Genomic DNA, 19140 nt, shown 5'->3' with positions numbered 1-19140 from the left:
AGGTCACGTGCGTTTCCCGCTCGATCAGCGGGCGACGCCAGTCTAGCGGCCTGGCAGGATCGGACGGGTGAGCACTCATCCAGTCGCCGAGGTACCGGACCGCCTGTTCGACGACGAGCAGGCCGAGGCCCGCTGGCGGGCGCGCTTCCACGCCGCCAGGGTCAGCCTGCCCGACTGGGCGCTGTCGGCGCCGGACCGGACCGTGTACATCTCCAACGCCAGCGGCGTGTGGGAGGTCTACGCCTGGGACCGGGCCACCGACACCCACCGCCAGGTCACCGACCGCCCCAACGGCACCCTGCACGCCACGGTGTCGCCGGACGGCGAGCAGGTGTGGTGGTTCGCCGACACCGACGGCGACGAGTTCGGCACCTGGGTCGCCGAGCCGTTCGCCGGTCGTCCGGCGGGTACCGAGGCCGGTCCCGCGGTGCTGGGCGCGAAGGCCGGGTACCCGGCGGGCCTGGAGATCGGCGACGAGGTGCAGGTGGTCGGCGTCGCCGACGACGACGGCACCACGGTCTACCTGTCCCGTGGCGGCGCCGAGGCCGAGGTGATCTACCAGAACGAGCACGACGGTGGCGTTGCCGCGCTCTCTTACGACGAACGGCTGCTGGCCATCGCGCACTCCGAGCACGGCGACAACCGCCACCCGGCGCTGCGCGTGCTGTCTGTCGCGGATGGATCTACCGTCGCCGAGAAGTGGGACGGCAAGGGCAAGGGTCTTAGCGGTATCGCGTTCAGCCCCGTGGTCGGCGACAGCAGGCTGCTGGTGCTGCACGAGCGCCGCGGCCGCGAGGAACTCCTGATCTGGGACGTCGAGTCCGACACCGAGCGGGAGATCGCCCTCGACCTCCCGGGCGAGGTCGAGGCCGACTGGTACACCGACGGCACCGCACTGCTCGTCGCGCACACGCACCAGGCCCGCAACACCCTGCACCGCTACGACATCGCCACCGGCTCATTGACCACTTTGGACACTCCACCCGGGACGATCGGCTCCGCCCACACCCGCCCCGACGGCACCGTCGAGTACTCCTGGTCCAGCGCAGCGGAACCCTCGGCCGTCCGCGCCCTCTTCAGCGACGGCACTGACCGCGTGCTTCTTACACCGCCCGGCGACCGAGCCCCAGTCAGCGCCCCCTTGACCGACGCCTTCGTCGAAACCGAGAACGGCACCGTCCACGCCCTGGTAGCCCGCCCCCTCGACGCCCCGGACGGCCCCCTGCCCACGGTCTTCAGCCTCCACGGCGGCCCCCACGCCGCTGATGAAGACCGGTTCTCCGCCTACCGCGCCATGTGGCTGGACGCAGGCTTCGCGGTAGTCCACGTCAACTATCGAGGCTCCACCGGCTACGGCTCCGCTTGGCGCGACGCGATCGAAGGCAAACCAGGCTTGACGGAACTGGCAGACGTAGCCGCCGTCCACACCTGGGCAGTCTCAACGGGCCTCGCAGACCCCACCCGCTGCGTAGTAAACGGCGCCTCCTGGGGCGGCTACCTGGCCCTGCTGGCCCTAGGAACCCAACCCGACCTCTGGGCCGCAGGCGTCGCAGGAGTCCCCGTAGCCGACTACCTGGCCGCCTACGAAGACGAAATGGAACCCCTCCGAGCCTTCGACCGAGCCCTCTTCGGCGGCTCCCCAGCCGAACTAGGCCCCCTCTACGAAGAATGCTCCCCCATCACCTACGTAGCCCAAGTCCAAGCCCCCGTCCTAGTCCTAGCCGGCGAAAACGACCCCCGCTGCCCCATCCGCCAAATCAACAACTACCTAACCCGCCTGGCAGCCAGAAACCACCCCCACGAGATCTACCTCTACGACGCAGGCCACGGCTCCCTCGTCGTAGCAGAAACCATCAAACAGTCCCTCATCGAAGTCCACTTCGCCCTACGAGCCCTCAAACTCCGCTAGCCCTACCAGCACTTCGTCCGGGACGAAGAGGTCGCAGGTTCAAATCCTGTCACCCCGACGACCGACGGCCGACCCATGTTCGCGGAGAACGCGAACGGGGTCGGCCGTTTTTCGTTCTGGGGGGCGACCCCCCAGACCCCCACGGTGCGGTGGGCGAGCGGCGGGTCGCGCTCAGTCTGAGTCGCGGGTGTGGATGAGCGGCGGTGTCGCGCTCGGTCCGAGTCGCGGGTGGAGTGGGGAACCTCGGGGGTGGGGAGAAGTGTGTGGGGGTCAGGCGCGGGATAGGGCGAACTCGGCTACTTGGAGGCCGATGGTGCGCAGGGTGGTGGGGACGTTGGGGTCGGTGCAGCCGCCGGTTTCGTCGAACTTGGTGCCGATGGTGTTGATGGCGGCGCCGAGAGGGGTTGGCCAGCCGCGGAGGGCGTGGGTTACCGAGCGGAGGGCGGTGAGGGTGTTGACGGCTGCTTGCCAGCCTGCGGCGGTGGCGACGCAGCCGACCGCGCGGCCGTCGAGGTACACGCGTTCGTCCTCGCGGAGGTCTTCGACGTAGTCCAGGGCGTTCTTGACCAGGCCGGACACGGTGCCGTGGTAGCCGGGGGAGACCAGGATGACGCCGTCGGCCTCGCGGAGTTCGTCGACGAGCCTGCGGGCGGCGTCGGTGCGGTCGGGCACCGCGGGGTCGTAGAACGGCAGCACCAGGTCGGTACCCGAGAGGGCGGTCGTCTTGGCCCCCGCCTCCGCGGCACCCGCGAGTGCGATGCGCAGTGCGCGCTCGGACTGCGAGTCCGCGCGCAGCGACCCGCCGATTCCCACCACTGAGACCGTCACCTGACCATCCTTCCACCGGTGGGGGTGACGGTACGACCTCCATCGCGGTGGAGGTCCACATGGCGTTGCCCACGTCACTACTGGCAAGTAACGTGTCGTCGGTGCTGCTCGACGCGATCCCGACCCACGTGCAGACCGCCGCGGTGCGGGCTGTCTTCGCCCTGCCCCGCTCGATCCGCCGCCTCATCGCAGGCAAGCCCATCCGGGTGGACGGCCAGGAGTTGGCTCTCGACGCCCAACTCCTGCTCACTCTCAACCGCTTGGCCAACGGCGACGGCATGGCCCACCGCGACCCCGACCGCTCTCGCGTCGACATGCGCAGGTCCAGCCGTCTTATCGCGGGCGAGCAGATCGAGCCGGTAGCGGTAAGAAGCCTGGACCTAGACGGCATTCCTGCACGCCTCTACACCCCTGACGGCGTCGGCGAACGCGCCCCGCTCCTGGTCTTCTACCACGGTGGCGGCTGGGTACTCGGCGACCTAGACACGCACGACAACCCTTGCCGCTTCATCGCCAAGAACGCCGAAGTCAAGGTCCTCTCCGTCGACTACCGCCTAGCCCCAGAGCACCCGTTCCCCGCTGCGGCCGACGACGCCCTAAGCGCGTACGTCTGGGCCTCTAAGAACGCGGACTCTCTAGGCGTTGACCCGAGTCGCATCGCGGTAGGCGGAGATTCGGCCGGGGGCAACCTAGCCGCTGTCACCGCCCACCAGGCCGTACGCACAGGGGCCACCTCGCCCGCGTTCCAGCTCTTGTTCTACCCGGGCACCGACGCCACAGTGCGCCGCCGCTCCCGCGACCTCTTCGCCACCGGCTACTTCCTAACCGACCGCGACATCGACTGGTTCCTCAACCACTACGCGTCCCAACGAGAACACCGAGCCGACCCCCGCTTCTCCATCCTCCGCGCCGAAGACCTCACCGGCCTCCCACCCGCCTACATAGCCACCGCAGGCTTCGACCCCCTCCGCGACGAAGGCGAGGCATACGCCAACGCCCTCCGCGCCGCCGGAGTCCCCACAATCCTCACCCGCCACCAAGACCTCATCCACGGCTACATCAACTTCCTAGCCGCCCCCCACTTCCGCCAAGCCCTCCACGAAGCCACCACCACCCTCAAAACCGCCCTAGCCCTAACCCCCACCCTCTAACCACCCCACCTACGCCGCAGCGGACATCCCTAGCCGTGCGTGCGCATCAATCCGCGCTGTTCCGACGCCTTCACCCGCAAACCGCAGCCGATCAACGCCGCTCGCCCACCGCACCGTCGGGGTCTGGGGGGTCGCCCCCCAGAACGAAAAACGGCCGACCCCGTTCGCGTTCTCCGCGAACATGGGTCGGCCGTCGGTCGTCGGGGTGACAGGATTTGAACCTGCGACCTCTTCGTCCCGAAGCCACACCACACCTCCCCCGACCTCGCGTTCGCCCAGGTCAACGCACACACGCCGTCCGCAGCTGTCCGCACCCGTTCGCATCGAACCGCCCGCGTTGTCACGCAGATTGACAAGCAGCGGCACCTAGACCGCGGAGCTGGCTGACAAAGGCGGCGAGTGACAGCAGTGACATGGGTGACCGACCAACCCAGCGCATCCGCGGAGCAGCGGTGTGGCCAGCCACGTGCACCTTTGCCAGCCAGACGGAGCAGGGAACGACTTATCCACAGGCCATGTCCAGATCTAGTCGCCCGCAACGCGCGCGGCCTATAGTCAGATGTGCAGTTGACACAGCTCACACCCCGTGAGCAGGCGGTATGAGGCCGGAGGGAGCAAGACGTTGTACGTCCAGCTGTTGCTACCCATCACGCCATCGACGGCGCGCTGCACGGTTCGGGCACGGACCGGTACCCTCTGCGAGTGCAGCCAGGCGAGGCCCTCCACAAGGCGGGCGATGACGGCGCGAAGGCATTCAAGCGTTGGCTTGAGGCGACGACCCGTGTCAAGACGGTCTGGATGAACACTCAAGGCCGCACCGCCTCGCGCATGACTTTCAAGTGGCCCGAGGACCCTGAATCCTTTTCATTCGACCTCGGCGGAATATTTCGAGCTGGCGATATTGACAATGACACTTTTCTGGCCGAGTGCAAAGCTTACAACAATCATAGCAACCATCAGGATTCCGAATTTCGGAGCTATCTGGCCAAGTGCTATGTCACCGAAAGTCTCGTGCCCGACTTTCACGATCATTACCTGTGGCTCACAAGGCACCCGTTCTCGGTTAGCCTCTGGTCGAACCTGACCACTCCCGAGTACATTAGTCGAGGTCTCCTTCAGGAGAGTCGGCGCGTTTTCGGTTGCGACCCGGAGGATGCTAAATCCCAGATCGATCTTGATCTAGTTGCGAAGTTGTCCACCAAAGTGTGGACGCCAATCGTTGTGTCACCTCAGCAAGAGAATCTAATAATAACTTCGAGTGATCGCGCAATTGTGTATGGCAATGCCGCTGGGGAGGGATCACTGTGACTAGTGCGGCTTACGTGTCGGCTCTGGATGAGGCTTACTCCCAGAGTAACCCGGGCAGTGTCATATACGCGGTAAAGCAAGCGATTATCAATCAGATACATGAAGTGGACGATCGGGTTGTAATCCGAAGTACTGAGTACTTCAATCATACTTTCGCGCCAGACTTGGTCCTGACTTGGAACGGCGGCGCGATCGAAAGGCAGCTATTCGTACGTCAAGATGAGTCGTCAGGGGAACTCGCCGAAGACGTGCGACAGATCGGAAGTTCCCGGCCGATCATTTTCAATCTGGACCCAGTGCCACCGGGGCGTCATGCACCGAAAGACTCTGACATAACACTTCAACGTGCCGATACGCTGCTAACGGATGCGGCGGGAATGAGCGAAGTCGGTTCACGTAAACGGTCGAGTCGCGTTGTGAAGCTCGCCGCACCATCGCTCCTCCAAGGCGGTCGTGGCGTTTTTGACGAACGCATTGCTTTCGAAGTTTCGTCAGGGTTGGCGCGAGGATTCTTGGGAGCCGAGAACCTGCGAACTGAAGAAACCCGTACAGCTGTCCTGCTGATCGAGCGGGTTTTTAGCAGGATCTTTGCTGCGCGCCTAACTGATTTTCTCCGGGCGGTATGGGTCGGAGCTGGCGGAATGTTGTCAGACTTCCCTTCGGCGTCGTCAACATCCGGCGGACTTACAGATGAAGCGCTCCGGTTTCTCCTCGATTTCGAACAAAACAGCACGCTTGAATACTGGCGGCGCGTGGGAGGCAATCTAACAGTCGAGAGGCTCTTGGCCATCTCGCCTGCGTCGTCTGACAATCTAGACCGTCTAATTACGGCTAACCTGGATCGAATAGTCGGCAAGTCTTGTGGGGTACAGTCGATTGTCGCAGCCGGTTCGGCCGATGACGCCAACTCCTCGTGGCGGGTGGACGACAGGTCGGTAATCTGGGACGGTCGGCAGGCACGCGTGAGGTTCGCTATGAATCGAGACTTGGCGACCGAGGATCTTCGAGGGCGCGCGAGCGGGATTCCTCTTGCAGACCTTCTCGAGCGCGCGCAGGGGAACGGCGTTCCGCTGGAAAGTCTTCAGATGACTGCAACGACGACGGCACGTCAGATTAATTACGGTTCTACACTAAAATCGAGCGCCCAAAACATCGCAGCTGATCCGCAACTGGAAGCTATGTCAGCCTCGTTGGGTGACTCCATGCTAGTTCAGCGAGCCACCGCCGCTCTGCCAGGTCCACGGTCTTTGATCTGTGACTACCAGAGCAAGACGGCCGCCGGGCGAACCGGTGCAAAGTTTGCTCTAGCGGACTTCTTTGCTTTTGCAGTGCCTTTGCTGGCGGCCCTCGATGCCGAAGACTCCAGCTCCATTCTTGAGCTGCGTCGGCAAAACTCCGAGGTGGCCAACCCTCCGGGCCTGTTTCCAATATAGCCTTTAGACGGCCCTCTGCTACTACATCGAGCGTATGTCGAGCTACCACCTTCCTGCTAACGCAGAAGGGCTACCTTGACTATTTGGGCCGCCGCTGCATAGCAGAGGAGGTTTGTTCCGGGGACAGTTCGTGCGGAGTGTGGGCTAATGGCAAGTCCAGGTAGTGCCCACAGCGGGTGGCCCGTGGGAATTGGCTCGGGGTCGACCACGTCAAGCACAGCTGTCAGTCGACCCGTCCGGAGTTCGGACATAAGGGCATCAGTGTCAACGATTTGGCCGCGGGCGGCGTTGACGAGTAGGGCGCCGGTGTCCATGGTGGCTAGGAACTCTGCGTTGACCAGGCCGCGTGTGGCGTTTGTCAGGGGGGCGGTGAGTACGACGATCTGGTGGCCGGGGATGAGGGCGGGTAGATCGGTGGTGGCGTGGACGCCGTCGCGGGCTGTTCGGGCGACCAGGGTGGGGTGCGCGTCGAAGGCCCGTAGGCGGCGGGCGGTGGCCATGCCGATGCTGCCTGCGCCGATGATGAGGACGCGTTTGCTGGCGAGGGTGTCCGCGGTGAACTTGCGGTGAGCCCAGATGCCCTGGTCTTGGAATCTCACGAGGGCGGGCCACTGGCGGTACTGGGTCAGGATGGCGGAGAGAATCCACTCCGAGACCGGACCTGCGTGAGCGCCGCGTGCGCTAGACAGGATGATGCCGTCAGGGACGTGGGGTGACCATTCGTCGGTGCCGGCGGAGAGCAGTTGGACCATGCGCAGGTTGGGGAGCAAGGGCAATAGTCGGATGGGGCGGTGGCTGCTGCGGTAGGGCGGGATGAGGACGTGGGCTGATGCCTGGTGGGAGTCCAGGTCGGGGGAGTTGGGGTCATAGGGGATGACTTCCAGGCCGGGGGTCTGGGACAGCAGTTCGTGGCCGACCTGGTCGTCTTCCTCGCTGCTGACGAGGACGCGCACGGGTCGGGTCACGTGTCGGCTCCCAGGATCGTGGCGATCAGTTCGCGAGCCTGGGTTTGGAGTGGGGTGCCGGTGGCGCTGTTGTCGATGACGATGTGGTCGACAGGGGGGCGGAAGTCGATGTCGATCGAGTCGGCGTAGGTGGGCCAGTTGTCGAGTTTGGAGGCGTCTCGGGCGGCGCCGCGGTGGCGGACGTAGGTCAGCATCGTGTCGAGGTCGCAATAGACCCACACGATGGTGACGTCAGCGTCGGCGGCGGTGAACGTGGCTTGGGTACGGTCGATCCACGCGGTGTCGTGCAGCTCCTTGATGAACGGCGCGGTCACGATCGCGCTGTTGCCGCACTGGACGTTCTCCATCACCGCACTGCGCAGGGCTTCGTACTCGCGCGGCCGGATCGCGGTCAGGTACTTCTCCGACTCCCGGTCGTTCGGGGAGCAGCCGATGAACTCAAGGGCGGCCTCGACAACCGGCCTGGTCAGGGTGTCCTTGTCCAGGATCGGCCACCCGGTCTCCCGGGCCAGGATGCGACCGAGTTCGGTCTTCCCGCTGCCCGCGTAGCCGCCGATCAACAGCACCTTGGGACGGCTGGTCCGCACCTCAACGCGCTTGGCCTGCTCCGGGGCCGTCACGATCCGACCCGCCCGCGGCCTGCTGTCGACTAGCCCTTCGTCGATGAGCAGCTTCATCGCCTCGTTGATCGTGAAGACGCTGACCTGCCACTGCTTGGCCAGGTCGCGCGTGGACGGCAGCGGCTGACCGTCTCGCAGGCGTCCTGACTCGATGTCGTTGCGGATGTTGCGGGCCAGCTGCTGGTGCAGGGACTCGGAACGGGAGAGGCGCGGGGGTTCGCCTGCCATGCGGGCTCCAAACGTGTGTTGCTGGTCAGGTGAGCGTACCAGTTACCTAACACCACCACCGAAGCATCCATGCTGGTCAGACGCAAAATGGCCAGCTTTTGTCAGCTAACAGTTGACCCGCTAACCAAACAACTGTTAGCTTTCGCTGGTCACCACGTCGGAGGGTGCGAGACCAGAGCGAGGTATGCAGTGACTCACCCCAGTCACTACCCCGACGGCCTCACGGGGCCGATCGTTGACGCGTTGCTGGCGGAGATGGACGCGACGGTCGAGCCCATCCAGCGGCCGACCTCCCCGTTCGCCATGCACGAGATCGACACGCGGCGGGAGCGCCGCGAGATGAACCGGGCGATGGGCGCGCAGGTCCGTTCGCTGCCGGTGCGCGTTGTCGTCTCCCGAGGTGAGGCCGCATGAGCGGGACCGTGGATCTCCGCCTGCTGGGAGAGGCCGAAGACATCGGCCGTCTCTTGGCCGTCCTCCACGCTGCCGGGATCGAGACCGCAGGGAACGGGCGCCAGTACCCCAACCGCGGTGGGTTCGGTGTTCGCGTCTACGTCGAGGCGCGCGTTGCCGAGTCCGGCCCGATCACCGCGACTGCGGAGAGAACCGACGACAAGCCCACGCGCAAGCCGGTCCAGCGCCGCCGCCGCGGTGAGCTGGGACCAGGGGGCTCCCGATGAGCGCGCGCGTGGTCACCCTGCCTTGGAACGGGCAGAGCTGGCCGGGCCGCGTCGACAACGGCGTTCCGACGTTCGGCTTCCGCGACGCCCCGGCGGGACTCGTGACCCGGCGGCAACTGCGGAACGCCGGGCTCTGCCCCGGCGGTCAGGACTGGGTGGCGCAGCTCAAGTGGCGCCGCGGTAGGTCCTGGGCCGCGCTCTACCGGCTCGACATGGCCAAGCCGTCCCCGGGCGCGACCACCGCGCAGCTCTACTCGCTGTGGAAGGCCAACCAGGTGTTGCGTACCTGTACGGAGTGCGGCGAGACCGCGCCATACCGCCTGCCGAAGTTCAACGGCCGCCGCTGCTGGGACTGCGACCGCACGACCGGCGGTGAGGCCGCATGAGGTCCACCCACCTGCTCAACATCCGGACCGGCGGCCACTCTGCCAAGAACACCCGCCGGCCCGGAGCGCCCAACAACCACCAGGGAAGTGGGGACCTGATGCTATCCACCTGCACGTCGAGCGCTCCCCGCTCCACCCACCCGACGAAGGGGGAGCGGCGATGACCAGCGCCTACCCAACCCCGCTCGACGCCCTGGCCGACAAGGTCCGCGAACTGGCCGCAGACCTGGGGGAGTGGCCGTCTCGCAACCGGGTCATCAAGACGTTCAAGGTGGGTGCGCCAAAGGCGTCCGCCGCTCTCGACGCGGTCAGGTCGTCCGGCTTCAACCCCACCGCCCCGGCCACCGAGAACGGTTTGGACACCCCGGTTGGGGTCACCAACCTCACGCCGGACGACGCCCTGACCCCGGACCCGGAGCCCACACACGAACTGACTGACTGCGGCACCGTTGACACAGCGTCCGTCGAGGTCATCGCCCCCGCAGACCCGGAGCCGTCCCAGGCCGTTCCGGCTCGCATCGAGCGTTCGGGGATCGGCCAGCGTGCCCACACATGGGCGCTTCTGGTCATCGCGGCGGGTGCGTTCGTCGCCATCTGGGGTGGCTGGGTCGGCCTGGGCAAACTCACCGGGTTCGGTGAGATCGCCTTGTTGCCTGGCATCGCGGACGAGTTCACGATTGACTCCGCCATCACCCTCCCGCTCGGTGTCGAGGCATACGCCGCGTTCGCGCTCCGGGTATGGCTCTCCGCATCCAGGTCCGACCGGGCACGCAAGTTCGCCCGGAACTCGGCGATCGGCGCACTCGTGCTGGGTGCTTGCGGTCAGGTCGCTTACCACCTGATGACGGCCGCCGGGATGACGTCGGCCCCATGGCAGATCACCACGCCCGTGTCCTGTCTGCCCGTGGTCGTACTCGGGTGCGCTGCCGCTCTGACCCACCTGATGCAGGACGAGGAGGGGCGATGAGCACGCCTGAGCCCACTACCAACGGTGTGGTCCTGCCGTTCACCAGGACCACCGAGCCCGCGAATGTCGAGGTCATCGAGGGTGAGGTTGTTGACGACTCGCCTGGTGCGCTGGTCGACAAGGCGGACGACGGCCCCGCCACGTCGTGGATCGAACGCATCCGCAGTACCGAGCGGCTGCCGATCATCCCGGAGTACCTGCGCACGCTCGCAGAGGCCAAGGCCACCGCCAAATGGACTGCCAAGCACTACAGCCACAGCGCGGCTTACCACGTCGTCCGATCGCCGCTCTACGCGCTCAAGCTCGCAGTGCGATCGCCGCAGGGAGCGCTGCTCTTGGCCGCCGCCACCGGCCGGTGGCTGTCCGATGCCGAAGGACGCCCGGTCCGGCGGCAGATGGCGATGAACGGCAACGCTGAGCACTACCTCAAGCTGTCGCAGCAGCGCGACGCGCGAGTCCGATTGCGGACAATCCTGCTGGTCCTGGGTGCAGCCGTGGGAGCGGTCCTGCTGTTCGTCTTGCCAGCGGTCACCCCAGAGTGGGTCATCTGGGCTGGTGGGTGCATCGCCGCGGGCATCCTGGGCAAACTCGGCACCCCGGCAGACCGACCAGTCGCCAGCCGGGCCGTCACCGCCGTGCAGGTCCAGAAACTCACCTCTGACGTGGTCGAACGTGCCCTGTCCGTGCTGGGTATCGCCGGGATCAACCAGGCGATGGCCAAGAACAACCGGGCTATCGGGTTCACCGCGCCGATCAGCCGGGACGGTCCCGGTTGGCGCGCGGACGTCGAACTCCCGCCGGGCGTCACCGCTGGCGACGTCATTGAACGTCGCGACCGGTTGGCCTCTGGGCTGGGGCGTCCACTCGGCTGTGTCTGGCCGGAGGGTAACGCCGCCGTCCATCCCGGACGCCTGGTGCTGTGGGTCGGTGACCAGGACATGAGCAAGGCCAAGCAGCCCGCGTGGCCGCTGCGCCGCGGTGAGCCGATCGACCTGTTCAAGCCTCAGCCGTTCGGCACCGACCAGCGCGGCCGGTGGGTCGACGTCACGCTGATGTTCGTCGCCGGGATCATCGGCGCGGTCCCGCGCATGGGCAAGACGTTCACGTTGCGAGAGTTGCTGCTGATCGCCTGCCTTGACCCGCGCGCGGAGCTGCACGTGTTCGACCTCAAGGGGACGGGGGACCTCTCGCCCCTGGCGCCCGTCAGCCACCGCTACCGCGCTGGGGACGACCCCGAGGACATCGAGTACGCCCTAACCTCGCTCCGAGCGCTGCGCGAAGAGATGCGGCGCCGCACCAAGGTCATCCGGGAACTCCCCAAGGACTTGTGCCCCGAGTCCAAGGTGACCAGCGAGCTCGCCAGCAAGAAATCTTTGGGGCTGCACCCGATCATGGCCGGTGTTGATGAGTGTCAGGTGTGGTTCGAGCACCCCGAGTACGGCGCGGAGATCGAGGAAATCTGCACCGACCTGGTTAAGCGTGGCCCGGCAACAGGGATCGCCCTGTTCCTGGCCACCCAACGGCCGGACTCCAAGTCCATCCCGACGCAGATCAGCGACAACGCCGTCCTCCGGTTCTGCCTCAAGGTGGCTGGCCAGGTGCCCAACGACATGGTCCTAGGCACGTCGTCCTACAAGAACGGCGTTCGCGCTACAACCTTCTCGTTCAGTGACAAGGGAATCGGCATCCTCAAAGGCGACGGCGATGAGCCGCGCACCGTGCGCGGCGTCTACATCGACGCACCTGCCGCCGAGAAGATCGCCACCCGTGCCCGCGCCACCCGCGTCGCCGCTGGGTTGCTCACCGGCTACGCGGCAGGGCTCGACGCCCAGGTCGACGAACGCGACGACACGACCCTGTTGCATGACGTCCTGGCCGCCATCGGCGATGCGGGCAAGGCGTGGTCAGAGTCCATCGTGGACCGACTCGCCGAACTCCGGCCATCGGCCTACGGCCCCTGGGCAGAGCTGCCCACCGGTTCGGCCAAAGCCACCCAGCTAGCCGGAGCGCTCAAGCCGTACGGCATCACAACCAAGCAGGTGTGGGGAACCGATCCGACCACCGGCAAGGGGGCGAACCGCATGGGCATCAACCGCGAGTGGATCGCCGACGCAATTACCAAGAGTAGCTAGAAGTCGCAGCCTTGCTCCCGAGAGCCCGGCTCTAGGTCTAGATCCAGACCCCTCTAGACCTAGAGCCCCCTCTAGGCGACAACAACATCCCTGATCAGCGTCCTAGTGCCTAGAGGCGCGGGTCTCGTGCACCCCGAATCAGCCAGGAGACCACTGTGGGCACCCTCGCCGCGCTCCTGCTCAACCCGTCCGCCCTGGTCGTCATGTTCACGCTTGGTTACGTCGCGACGTGCGCGATCTGGCCGTTCAAGCGCTGCCGTCGTTGCAAGGGCGCTGGTAGCCATCGCGCCCCACTCATCCGTGCGTTCCGTCCCTGCCGCCCGTGCGGCGGTAACGGCTACCGGCTCCGCATGGGCCGTCGTGTCCACAACGCCTGGACGCGCGTGCGCCGCGATCGCCGCCGGTAGTCACCTCAATCATCCACACAGGAGTGCACGACATGAACGCCATGCACACCGCCGCTCTGTCTCTGGCTGCCCGCGGCTGGCCCGTCTTCCCCATGACCCCCGGTGCCAAGCGCCCCGCCGTTCGAGACTGGGAGCGCCGCGCCACCACCGACCCTGAGCGCATCACCCGCTGCTGGTCGACAGGCGTCTACAACGTCGGCATCGCCACCGGCCCGGCGAACCTGGTCGTTGTCGACCTGGACACCGCCAAGCCCGGCGAGACCGTCCCGGAAGCCTGGAACCTTCCCGGGGTCAACTGCGGGCTCGATGTCCTGGCCGTCCTCGCTGAACAGGCGAGTGAGCCGCTGCCACTTGACACCTTCACCGTTTTGACCCCGTCCGGCGGCCTGCACCTGTACTTCGCCGCACCGCGCGGCGAGACGTTCCGCAACACGGCCGGTGACCGTGGTCAGGGACTCGGCTGGCACATCGACACCCGTGCGGGCGGCGGTTGTGTCGCCGGTCCCGGCTCCGCAGTGGACGGACGCACCTACCGCGTCGAACACGCTGCCCCTGTCGCGTCGTTGCCCGGATGGCTGATGGACCGGCTTCGTCCCAAGCCGCTACCTATCACCCCACCTGCTCCCGTCACTCTGCACGGCCGCGCCCGTCGCTCGCGCTACCTGGACGCTGCCATTGCCGCCGAAGTCGCCCGGGTCGAGAGCGCGGCCGGTGGGGAGCGGAACCAAGCGCTCTACATCGCCGCGTGCGCGCTGGGCCAGCTCGTGGCCGGTGGTGGTCTCACAGAGGAGGAGGTGCGCGCGACCTTGCTGCAAGCCGCGTCCGGGCACCTGGCCGTGCACGCCTACAGCGAGCACACCGCCAACGGCACGATCACCTCCGGCTTGCGTGCTGGTGCGCGTCGGCCCCGACAGGTGGCCGCATGAGCGCCGTTGTGCGACCGCTGCGTCCCGAAGATGACGGACCAATGCTGCGTACCGCTTGGACTGCGGATCAGCTCCTGGCGGCTGATTTCCCCGAACCGAAGTGGGCTGTTCCGGGAGTCATCTGCGAAGGCGTCAACCTGATCGCTGGGCCGCCGAAGGTAGGTAAGTCGTGGCTGTCGCTGGGGTTGGGGCTCTCGATCGCGGGTGGACAGCCCGCGTTCGGTTCCATCGTCAGCGACTCCGGGCCGGTGCTCTACCTGGCGTTGGAGGACACCGCCCGGCGGTTGCAGTCGCGGATGCGGAAGATGCTCGCAGGGCTTCCTGGACCGTCGCTGCTCACGTTGGCCACCGAGTGCCCGCCGCTGGCGGATGGAGGAGACCGAGCCATCTGCGGGTGGCTAGACCGCAACCCGGACGCCCGCTTGGTCGTCATCGACGTGCTTGCCAAGGTGCGCGGTGGCGAGAACACAACCGGCAGTCAGTACGCGGCGGACTATGCCGCTATCGGCCGGATCAAGTACATAGCCGACAAGTACGCCGTTGCGGTCCTGGTGGTCACCCACGTGCGCAAAGCCGCCTCTGAGGACTTCCTACAGACCGTGTCGGGTACCAACGGGATCGCGGGAGCCGCGGACGCCGTGCTCGTGCTCCAACGGGGTCGCAACGCCGCTGACGGGCAGCTGCACGTTACCGGCCGCGATGTCGAGGAAGCCGAGTACGCCCTGTCCTTCGATGCTGAACACGGCGCCTGGAACATGCTCGACGGCCCTGCGGTCGACCACATGGTCAGCGACACCCGGGCCGCCATCCTCCGGTTCCTGCGGAACAACCCCGGTAGTACCCCGAAGGTCATCGCCGCCGGTACCGGGATCACCAACGACAACGCCAAGCGCACGTGTGGGCGGATGGTCGACGACAACCAGCTCACCAAGGACACCACGGGCCGCTACTTCGTCCCGCTCGCTGGTGACGCTCTCACTGCCCCCGCTGTGTCACCCCTGTCACCGGTGTCCCTGTCACTGCCCTGATCAGCAAAAACCTCGGGTGACACCTGCTGTCACCCCAGCCATCGGAAGGGATCGCCATGCGACGTCCGCCCGCCTGTCACCGCCGATCCAAGGGGCTTGACCGTGACCACCGAGTTCACTCCCACCGTCGTACCGCTTAGGCACCTCTACACCGTGTCGGACGCGATGCAACTGCTCTCCATCGGCAGAACCGCCCTGTACGAACTGATCCGCTCCGGTCGTCTCCGGACGGTCACCCAAGGAAAGTCGCGCCGCATCCCTGCTGCCGCGCTCAACGACTACGTCCAGCTGCTCATCAGTGAATCGGAGGCGACCCTTGACCAAGCGGCGTAGTCACGGTGACGGCGGGCTCCATTGGGACGAGTCGCGCCAGCGATGGATCGCCAGCGTGACCGTCGGGTACACGCCTGCCGGGAAGCGGGTGGTCAGGCGGGGAAGCGGCAAGACGAAGACGGAGGCCAAGAACAAGCTCAAAGAGATCATTCGAGACTACGACGATGGTGTCACCCTCCAGGCGCACGGGTACACGGTCGCGCAAGCGGTCAATGACTGGCTCGCGTACGGCTTGCCGGGACGAGGGGAAGCCACCTGCGAGAAGCTGCGCATCCTCGCCAACCTGCACGTCGTACCACTGATCGGGGCGCGCAAGCTGCGTGAGCTCAGCGCCGATGAGGTGGATGTGTGGCTGGCGGGGCTGGCCAAGAGCCTGAGCACGCGGACGCTACGTGACATTCGGTCCATCTTGCTCCGAGCCGTAAACCGCGCACAGGCTCGCGACAAGGTGAAGCGCAACGTCGTATTGCTGTGCGAGTGCCCGACAGGCAAGACCGGTCGGCCGTCAAAGTCCTTGACCTACGCGCAGGCTGATGCGCTTCTGTTGGCGGCTGAACGCGACAACTCGACGATCGGGGCGTATGTCGTCGTGTCTCTGCTGAGCGGTTGTCGAACGGAAGAGGTGCGCCCATTCCCTTGGAAGAACCTGGTTCGCGTCTCCAAAGAGGAGCTAGCCAAGCGGGACGTCAGCCAAGCCGATAGGCCGAAGGCTCACGTCAACGTGTGGCGGTCGGTGCGGTCCGGCGGTGACACCAAGACGAGGAAATCCCGTCGTTCGCTGGGGATCGGTGACCGCTGCTTGGCGGCCTTCGATGCACAGGAGGCACGGCAACGGCAGGCCCGCCTGGACGCAGGTGACCGCTGGCACGAGAACGGCCTAGCGTTCGCCTCTGAGACCGGAACGATGCTCGATGCTGCGAACGTGCGGCGGGGGTTCCGCAGGCTTGCCAAGGCGGCTGGGCTCAACCCAGATGAGTGGACACCTCGGGAGCTGCGGCACAGCTTCGTCTCGCTGCTGTCGGACGGCGGGCTGACGCTGGAACAGATCTCGCGGCTCGTGGGACACAGCAGCATCGCGGTGACGGAGACTGTCTACCGGCATCAACTCAACCCGGTGGTGGAGGACGGGGCAACGGCTATGGACCGGATCTTCCCGAGTACGAAGACGTAGCCCCACGGCAACTAGGTCAGGCCCTGTCCACTCCAAGTGGGCGGGGCCTAGTCCTGTTTCTCGTTAGAGGCCAAGTAGGGCGCCCATATCCACTCCCTGTAGGGACTCGACCGCCTGCGTTGCCCCCTGCTGTTGCAGCTCTTTGACTGTCGTCTTCCCGGTGGCGATGCCGATGACCCGGGCGCCCGCGGCTCTGCCCGCAGCGACATCTCCAGGTGTGTCACCGATCAACACTGTGGCGTCACTGGAGAACGAGACGCCGGTTCGGGCGGACGCTCGTTCCTGGGCCACACCTACCAACGCGGCGCGTTCGGTGTGGTCTGCTCCGAACGCGCCTGCGTCCAGGTTCAAGTAGTTGGCAAGCCCGAAGACTTCCAGCTTGACCCGGGCTACCTCGGGAAGGTTGCCGGTCAGCACGGTCTGAAATACCAAAGCGTTGGTGGTCAACGAGTGCAGGGCGTCATGTGCCCCAGGAAGAGCCTGCCCGACCTGGCCCAACTCGACTCGCCCTGCCTCGTATTCGCGGGTGAGGGCCACCGCGACATTGCTGACTGCGTCGTCTGTCGGCTCGATGTCGTTGACGCGCAGGCTTTCACGGATGATGTCCAGTTCCGTGCGGCCAGCGATTTTGGCCCGACGTGCCAGAGGCCGGCCGGTCGCCGACTGGAACGCACGCTGGAAGAAGCGGAAGCCGACTCCGCGAGTCTCGATCAAGGTGTGGTCGATGTCCCAGAGCACAAGCAGCCGCGGACGCACGTCGGTGGGATCAACCTTGGCCATGGTGTCAGTCTGCCACCGGCCACTGAGGGCGACCGGAAGCGTACAGTTTGTGCTGGTTGGGGTCAGTGCGGCGGGGAGGGTTGAGGCGTTGAGTGACCAGCTCGCGCGGCACCTCGGGAGTCGGGTGCGGCAGGCCAGGTTGGCCAACCACCAGACACAGGCGGTTGTGGCTGGCCTCAGCGGTATCACCAGCGACTATCTCTATCAGATCGAGCGTGGCAAGAAGCTGCCCACGTTGCCGGTGCTGCTCAACCTGGCTGAAGCGCTCCGTCGCACGGTCGGGGAGCTGCTGCCTGAAACAGCTCGGGTGGAGACAGCCAGCCGCGCCGTGCCCCCGGCTGGTTCAGCCGTTCATCGAGCGTTGACAGTGCCAGCCCAGAGCCAAGAAGTGCCCGACGTCGACATCATCCGGCGGCGTATCAACGACGCTTGGCGCACCTGGCAGAGTTCGCCAGCGCGTTACAGCAAGCTTGCGGAAACGCTGCCCACGCTCATCACTGACACCGAAGCCATGCGCCGTTCTCATGGCGCTGACCAGAAGGCACCGCACACGCTTGTCGTTGAGCTGTACGGCTTGGTGCGGACGGTTTCCAAGCGGTTGGGTCGCGTCGACTCGGCACTTCTGGCGGCTGACCGGGCCGTCCGGGCCTCTGAGTTCTCAGGAAGCGCCTTGGCGCAAGCGGCCGCGGCTTGGAACCTTGCGCACGTGCTCTTGGCCGATGGGCAACCAGATGGCGCGGAAGCCGTTGTCGCTCACGCCCTGGAAGTCCTTCGTCGCAGTTCTGCGAGTGCCAGCCTTGACGGTCTCGCGTTGCAGGGGGCTCTGTTGTCCGTGGGCGCTGTGGCGCAGGTGCGGGCAGGTAACACCTGGGCCGCGCGGGACAAGCTCGCTGTAGCAGCCAAGGTGGCCGCAGTAACGGGGGAGCGCAACACGGCGTGGACGGCATTTGGGCCTACCAATGTCGCTATCCATGCCGTCAGTTTGGAGTTGGAGACCGGCGAGGCAGGCGAAGCGCTCCGGTTGGCCGAACGCATCGAGCCGCCAGCGAGCTTGTCCATCGAGCGTCGGGTTGCGTTCCTGCTCGATCAGGCCAAGGGGTACAGCCAGCGGCAGGACTACCACGGTGCCCTGATCGCCGTACAGGCCGCGCACGCCAGCGCGCCGGAGGACGTGTCCCATCGCCCCGCGGCCCACACGCTCTTGCAAGCGATTGTTCGACACGGCCGGTCTAATGCCGCACGTCAAGGTGCGGTCTTGGCGGAGCGGCTGGGTATCCCGGTCTGACGGACAGCCCGGACCGAGAGTCCGGGTTACCGATGGGTAGTCGATCTACGTTCCGATGTAGACACCCGGTTCCGGCAGGCCAGCCGGGGGTGCGCGGCCACGCGCGCTATTCCCCGACCTCCCGGCTGAGCCCCGGGACCGGGTGTCGCCACGGGATGTCGACAGGGGAGCCCGGGATGTCGGATGTAGAGATCACCACCGCTATCGCTATCGCCCGCTATCCGGACCTGGCGGAGCTGGTCACCGCCCGCCAAGAGGGGTGGCTATTCCGCCCCCTGGTGAATGAGGCAGGTGCCGTGACCGGGCTCGTGGGAACGCGGCACGTCGAGCGCTACACGGATGCTCTCTGGATCTACGGCCCGACGGACGTGCTCGGGCTGCGCATCCTGGCCACGGAGTACGGCGGTGGCTGCGTCTGGAAGCACGACCGCGGTGGCCTCGGGAACATCGTGCGGGAGATCCTCGCGTTGCCGGAACCCGGTCAACGCCTCGCACCCAGGCTGGTGCGCTCACCGAGTGGTCTGTGGACGCCCTGACAGCCGTAGTCACTCAGTTTGTCACCCAGAGACGAAATCAGGCCCTGTCCGCACCTAAGTGGACAGG

General features: G+C 66.0%; 19 protein-coding genes. 15 read left to right on the top strand and 4 right to left on the bottom strand.

Annotated elements, in window-relative coordinates; genetic code table 11:
* Positions 1-67: 67 nt before the first annotated feature.
* Positions 68-1909, top strand: a complete 1842-nt coding sequence (locus CLV68_RS02150; protein ID WP_121388931.1) for a S9 family peptidase — start codon at positions 68-70, stop codon at positions 1907-1909.
* 270 nt (positions 1910-2179) lie between these two features.
* Here the strand turns inward: CLV68_RS02150 and CLV68_RS02145 are convergent, their stop codons facing one another.
* Positions 2180-2737, bottom strand: coding sequence for an NADPH-dependent FMN reductase (locus CLV68_RS02145; protein WP_121388930.1), 558 nt, complete (start codon positions 2735-2737; stop codon positions 2180-2182).
* A 59-nt stretch (positions 2738-2796) separates the two neighbouring features.
* On the opposite strand from CLV68_RS02145, the gene CLV68_RS02140 reads away from it, so the two are divergent.
* From CLV68_RS02140 to CLV68_RS33260, 3 genes are all read left to right on the top strand, one after another.
* Positions 2797-3888, top strand: a complete 1092-nt coding sequence (locus tag CLV68_RS02140) for an alpha/beta hydrolase (protein WP_121390907.1) — start codon at positions 2797-2799, stop codon at positions 3886-3888.
* Positions 3889-4590: 702 nt separating this feature from the next.
* Positions 4591-5196, top strand: coding sequence for a hypothetical protein (locus tag CLV68_RS33265; protein ID WP_147459858.1), 606 nt, complete (start codon positions 4591-4593; stop codon positions 5194-5196).
* A gap of 14 nt (positions 5197-5210) precedes the next feature.
* Positions 5211-6629, top strand: coding sequence for a hypothetical protein (locus CLV68_RS33260; protein WP_147459857.1), 1419 nt, complete (start codon positions 5211-5213; stop codon positions 6627-6629).
* A gap of 56 nt (positions 6630-6685) precedes the next feature.
* Here the strand turns inward: CLV68_RS33260 and CLV68_RS02135 are convergent, their stop codons facing one another.
* Positions 6686-7594, bottom strand: a complete 909-nt coding sequence (locus CLV68_RS02135; RefSeq protein WP_246009632.1) for an NAD(P)-dependent oxidoreductase — start codon at positions 7592-7594, stop codon at positions 6686-6688.
* Entirely contained in the window at positions 7591-8442 is an 852-nt protein-coding gene (locus tag CLV68_RS02130) for a GntR family transcriptional regulator (RefSeq protein ID WP_121388929.1), read from the bottom strand. Before CLV68_RS02130 ends, CLV68_RS02135 begins: the two co-directional genes overlap by 4 nt.
* Positions 8443-8631: 189 nt before the next feature.
* On the opposite strand from CLV68_RS02130, the gene CLV68_RS02125 reads away from it, so the two are divergent.
* The 9 genes from CLV68_RS02125 to CLV68_RS02080 all read left to right on the top strand — a co-directional run bounded on the left by CLV68_RS02125 (position 8632) and on the right by CLV68_RS02080 (position 16472).
* Positions 8632-8856, top strand: a complete 225-nt coding sequence (locus CLV68_RS02125; RefSeq protein WP_121388928.1) for a hypothetical protein — start codon at positions 8632-8634, stop codon at positions 8854-8856.
* A complete protein-coding gene (locus CLV68_RS02120; RefSeq protein ID WP_121388927.1) occupies positions 8853-9122 on the top strand; it encodes a hypothetical protein in 270 nt (89 codons plus the stop codon). The genes CLV68_RS02125 and CLV68_RS02120 overlap by 4 nt, the downstream gene beginning before the upstream one ends.
* Complete coding sequence (locus CLV68_RS02115) at positions 9119-9508, top strand: RRQRL motif-containing zinc-binding protein (protein WP_211346415.1); 390 nt, start codon at positions 9119-9121, stop codon at positions 9506-9508. Before CLV68_RS02120 ends, CLV68_RS02115 begins: the two co-directional genes overlap by 4 nt.
* A gap of 160 nt (positions 9509-9668) precedes the next feature.
* The gene (locus tag CLV68_RS02110) at positions 9669-10475 is read left to right on the top strand and encodes an ABC transporter permease (RefSeq protein WP_121388926.1); all 807 of its coding nucleotides are present in this window, start codon (positions 9669-9671) and stop codon (positions 10473-10475) included.
* Positions 10472-12607, top strand: coding sequence for a P-loop NTPase family protein (locus tag CLV68_RS02105; RefSeq protein ID WP_121388925.1), 2136 nt, complete (start codon positions 10472-10474; stop codon positions 12605-12607). Before CLV68_RS02110 ends, CLV68_RS02105 begins: the two co-directional genes overlap by 4 nt.
* Before the next feature lie 439 nt (positions 12608-13046).
* A complete protein-coding gene (locus tag CLV68_RS02095; protein ID WP_121390903.1) occupies positions 13047-13940 on the top strand; it encodes a bifunctional DNA primase/polymerase in 894 nt (297 codons plus the stop codon).
* A 41-nt stretch (positions 13941-13981) separates the two neighbouring features.
* The gene (locus CLV68_RS02090; protein ID WP_246009631.1) at positions 13982-14968 is read left to right on the top strand and encodes an AAA family ATPase; all 987 of its coding nucleotides are present in this window, start codon (positions 13982-13984) and stop codon (positions 14966-14968) included.
* Positions 14969-15070: 102 nt separating this feature from the next.
* The gene (locus CLV68_RS02085; RefSeq protein ID WP_121390902.1) at positions 15071-15301 is read left to right on the top strand and encodes a helix-turn-helix domain-containing protein; all 231 of its coding nucleotides are present in this window, start codon (positions 15071-15073) and stop codon (positions 15299-15301) included.
* 55 nt (positions 15302-15356) lie between these two features.
* The gene (locus tag CLV68_RS02080; RefSeq protein WP_246009630.1) at positions 15357-16472 is read left to right on the top strand and encodes a site-specific integrase; all 1116 of its coding nucleotides are present in this window, start codon (positions 15357-15359) and stop codon (positions 16470-16472) included.
* A 63-nt stretch (positions 16473-16535) separates the two neighbouring features.
* Here CLV68_RS02080 and CLV68_RS02075 read toward each other — a convergent pair whose 3' ends face one another.
* Complete coding sequence (locus CLV68_RS02075) at positions 16536-17252, bottom strand: HAD hydrolase-like protein (protein WP_121388922.1); 717 nt, start codon at positions 17250-17252, stop codon at positions 16536-16538.
* Between the two features lie 88 nt (positions 17253-17340).
* Here CLV68_RS02075 and CLV68_RS02070 point away from each other — a divergent pair, with 88 nt between their 5' ends.
* On the top strand, positions 17341-18537 hold the full coding sequence (locus CLV68_RS02070; RefSeq protein WP_121390901.1) for a helix-turn-helix domain-containing protein: 1197 nt from the start codon (positions 17341-17343) through the stop codon (positions 18535-18537).
* Between the two features lie 176 nt (positions 18538-18713).
* Entirely contained in the window at positions 18714-19073 is a 360-nt protein-coding gene (locus CLV68_RS02065) for a hypothetical protein (RefSeq protein ID WP_121388921.1), read from the top strand.
* The last annotated feature ends 67 nt before the right edge of the window (positions 19074-19140 follow it).

It is taken from the genome of Actinokineospora cianjurensis (genome assembly GCF_003663795.1).
Taxonomy (GTDB): domain Bacteria; phylum Actinomycetota; class Actinomycetes; order Mycobacteriales; family Pseudonocardiaceae; genus Actinokineospora; species Actinokineospora terrae.
The sequence above is the reverse complement of the archived record's forward strand: the minus strand, read 5'-3'. Positions and strand labels throughout refer to the sequence as shown.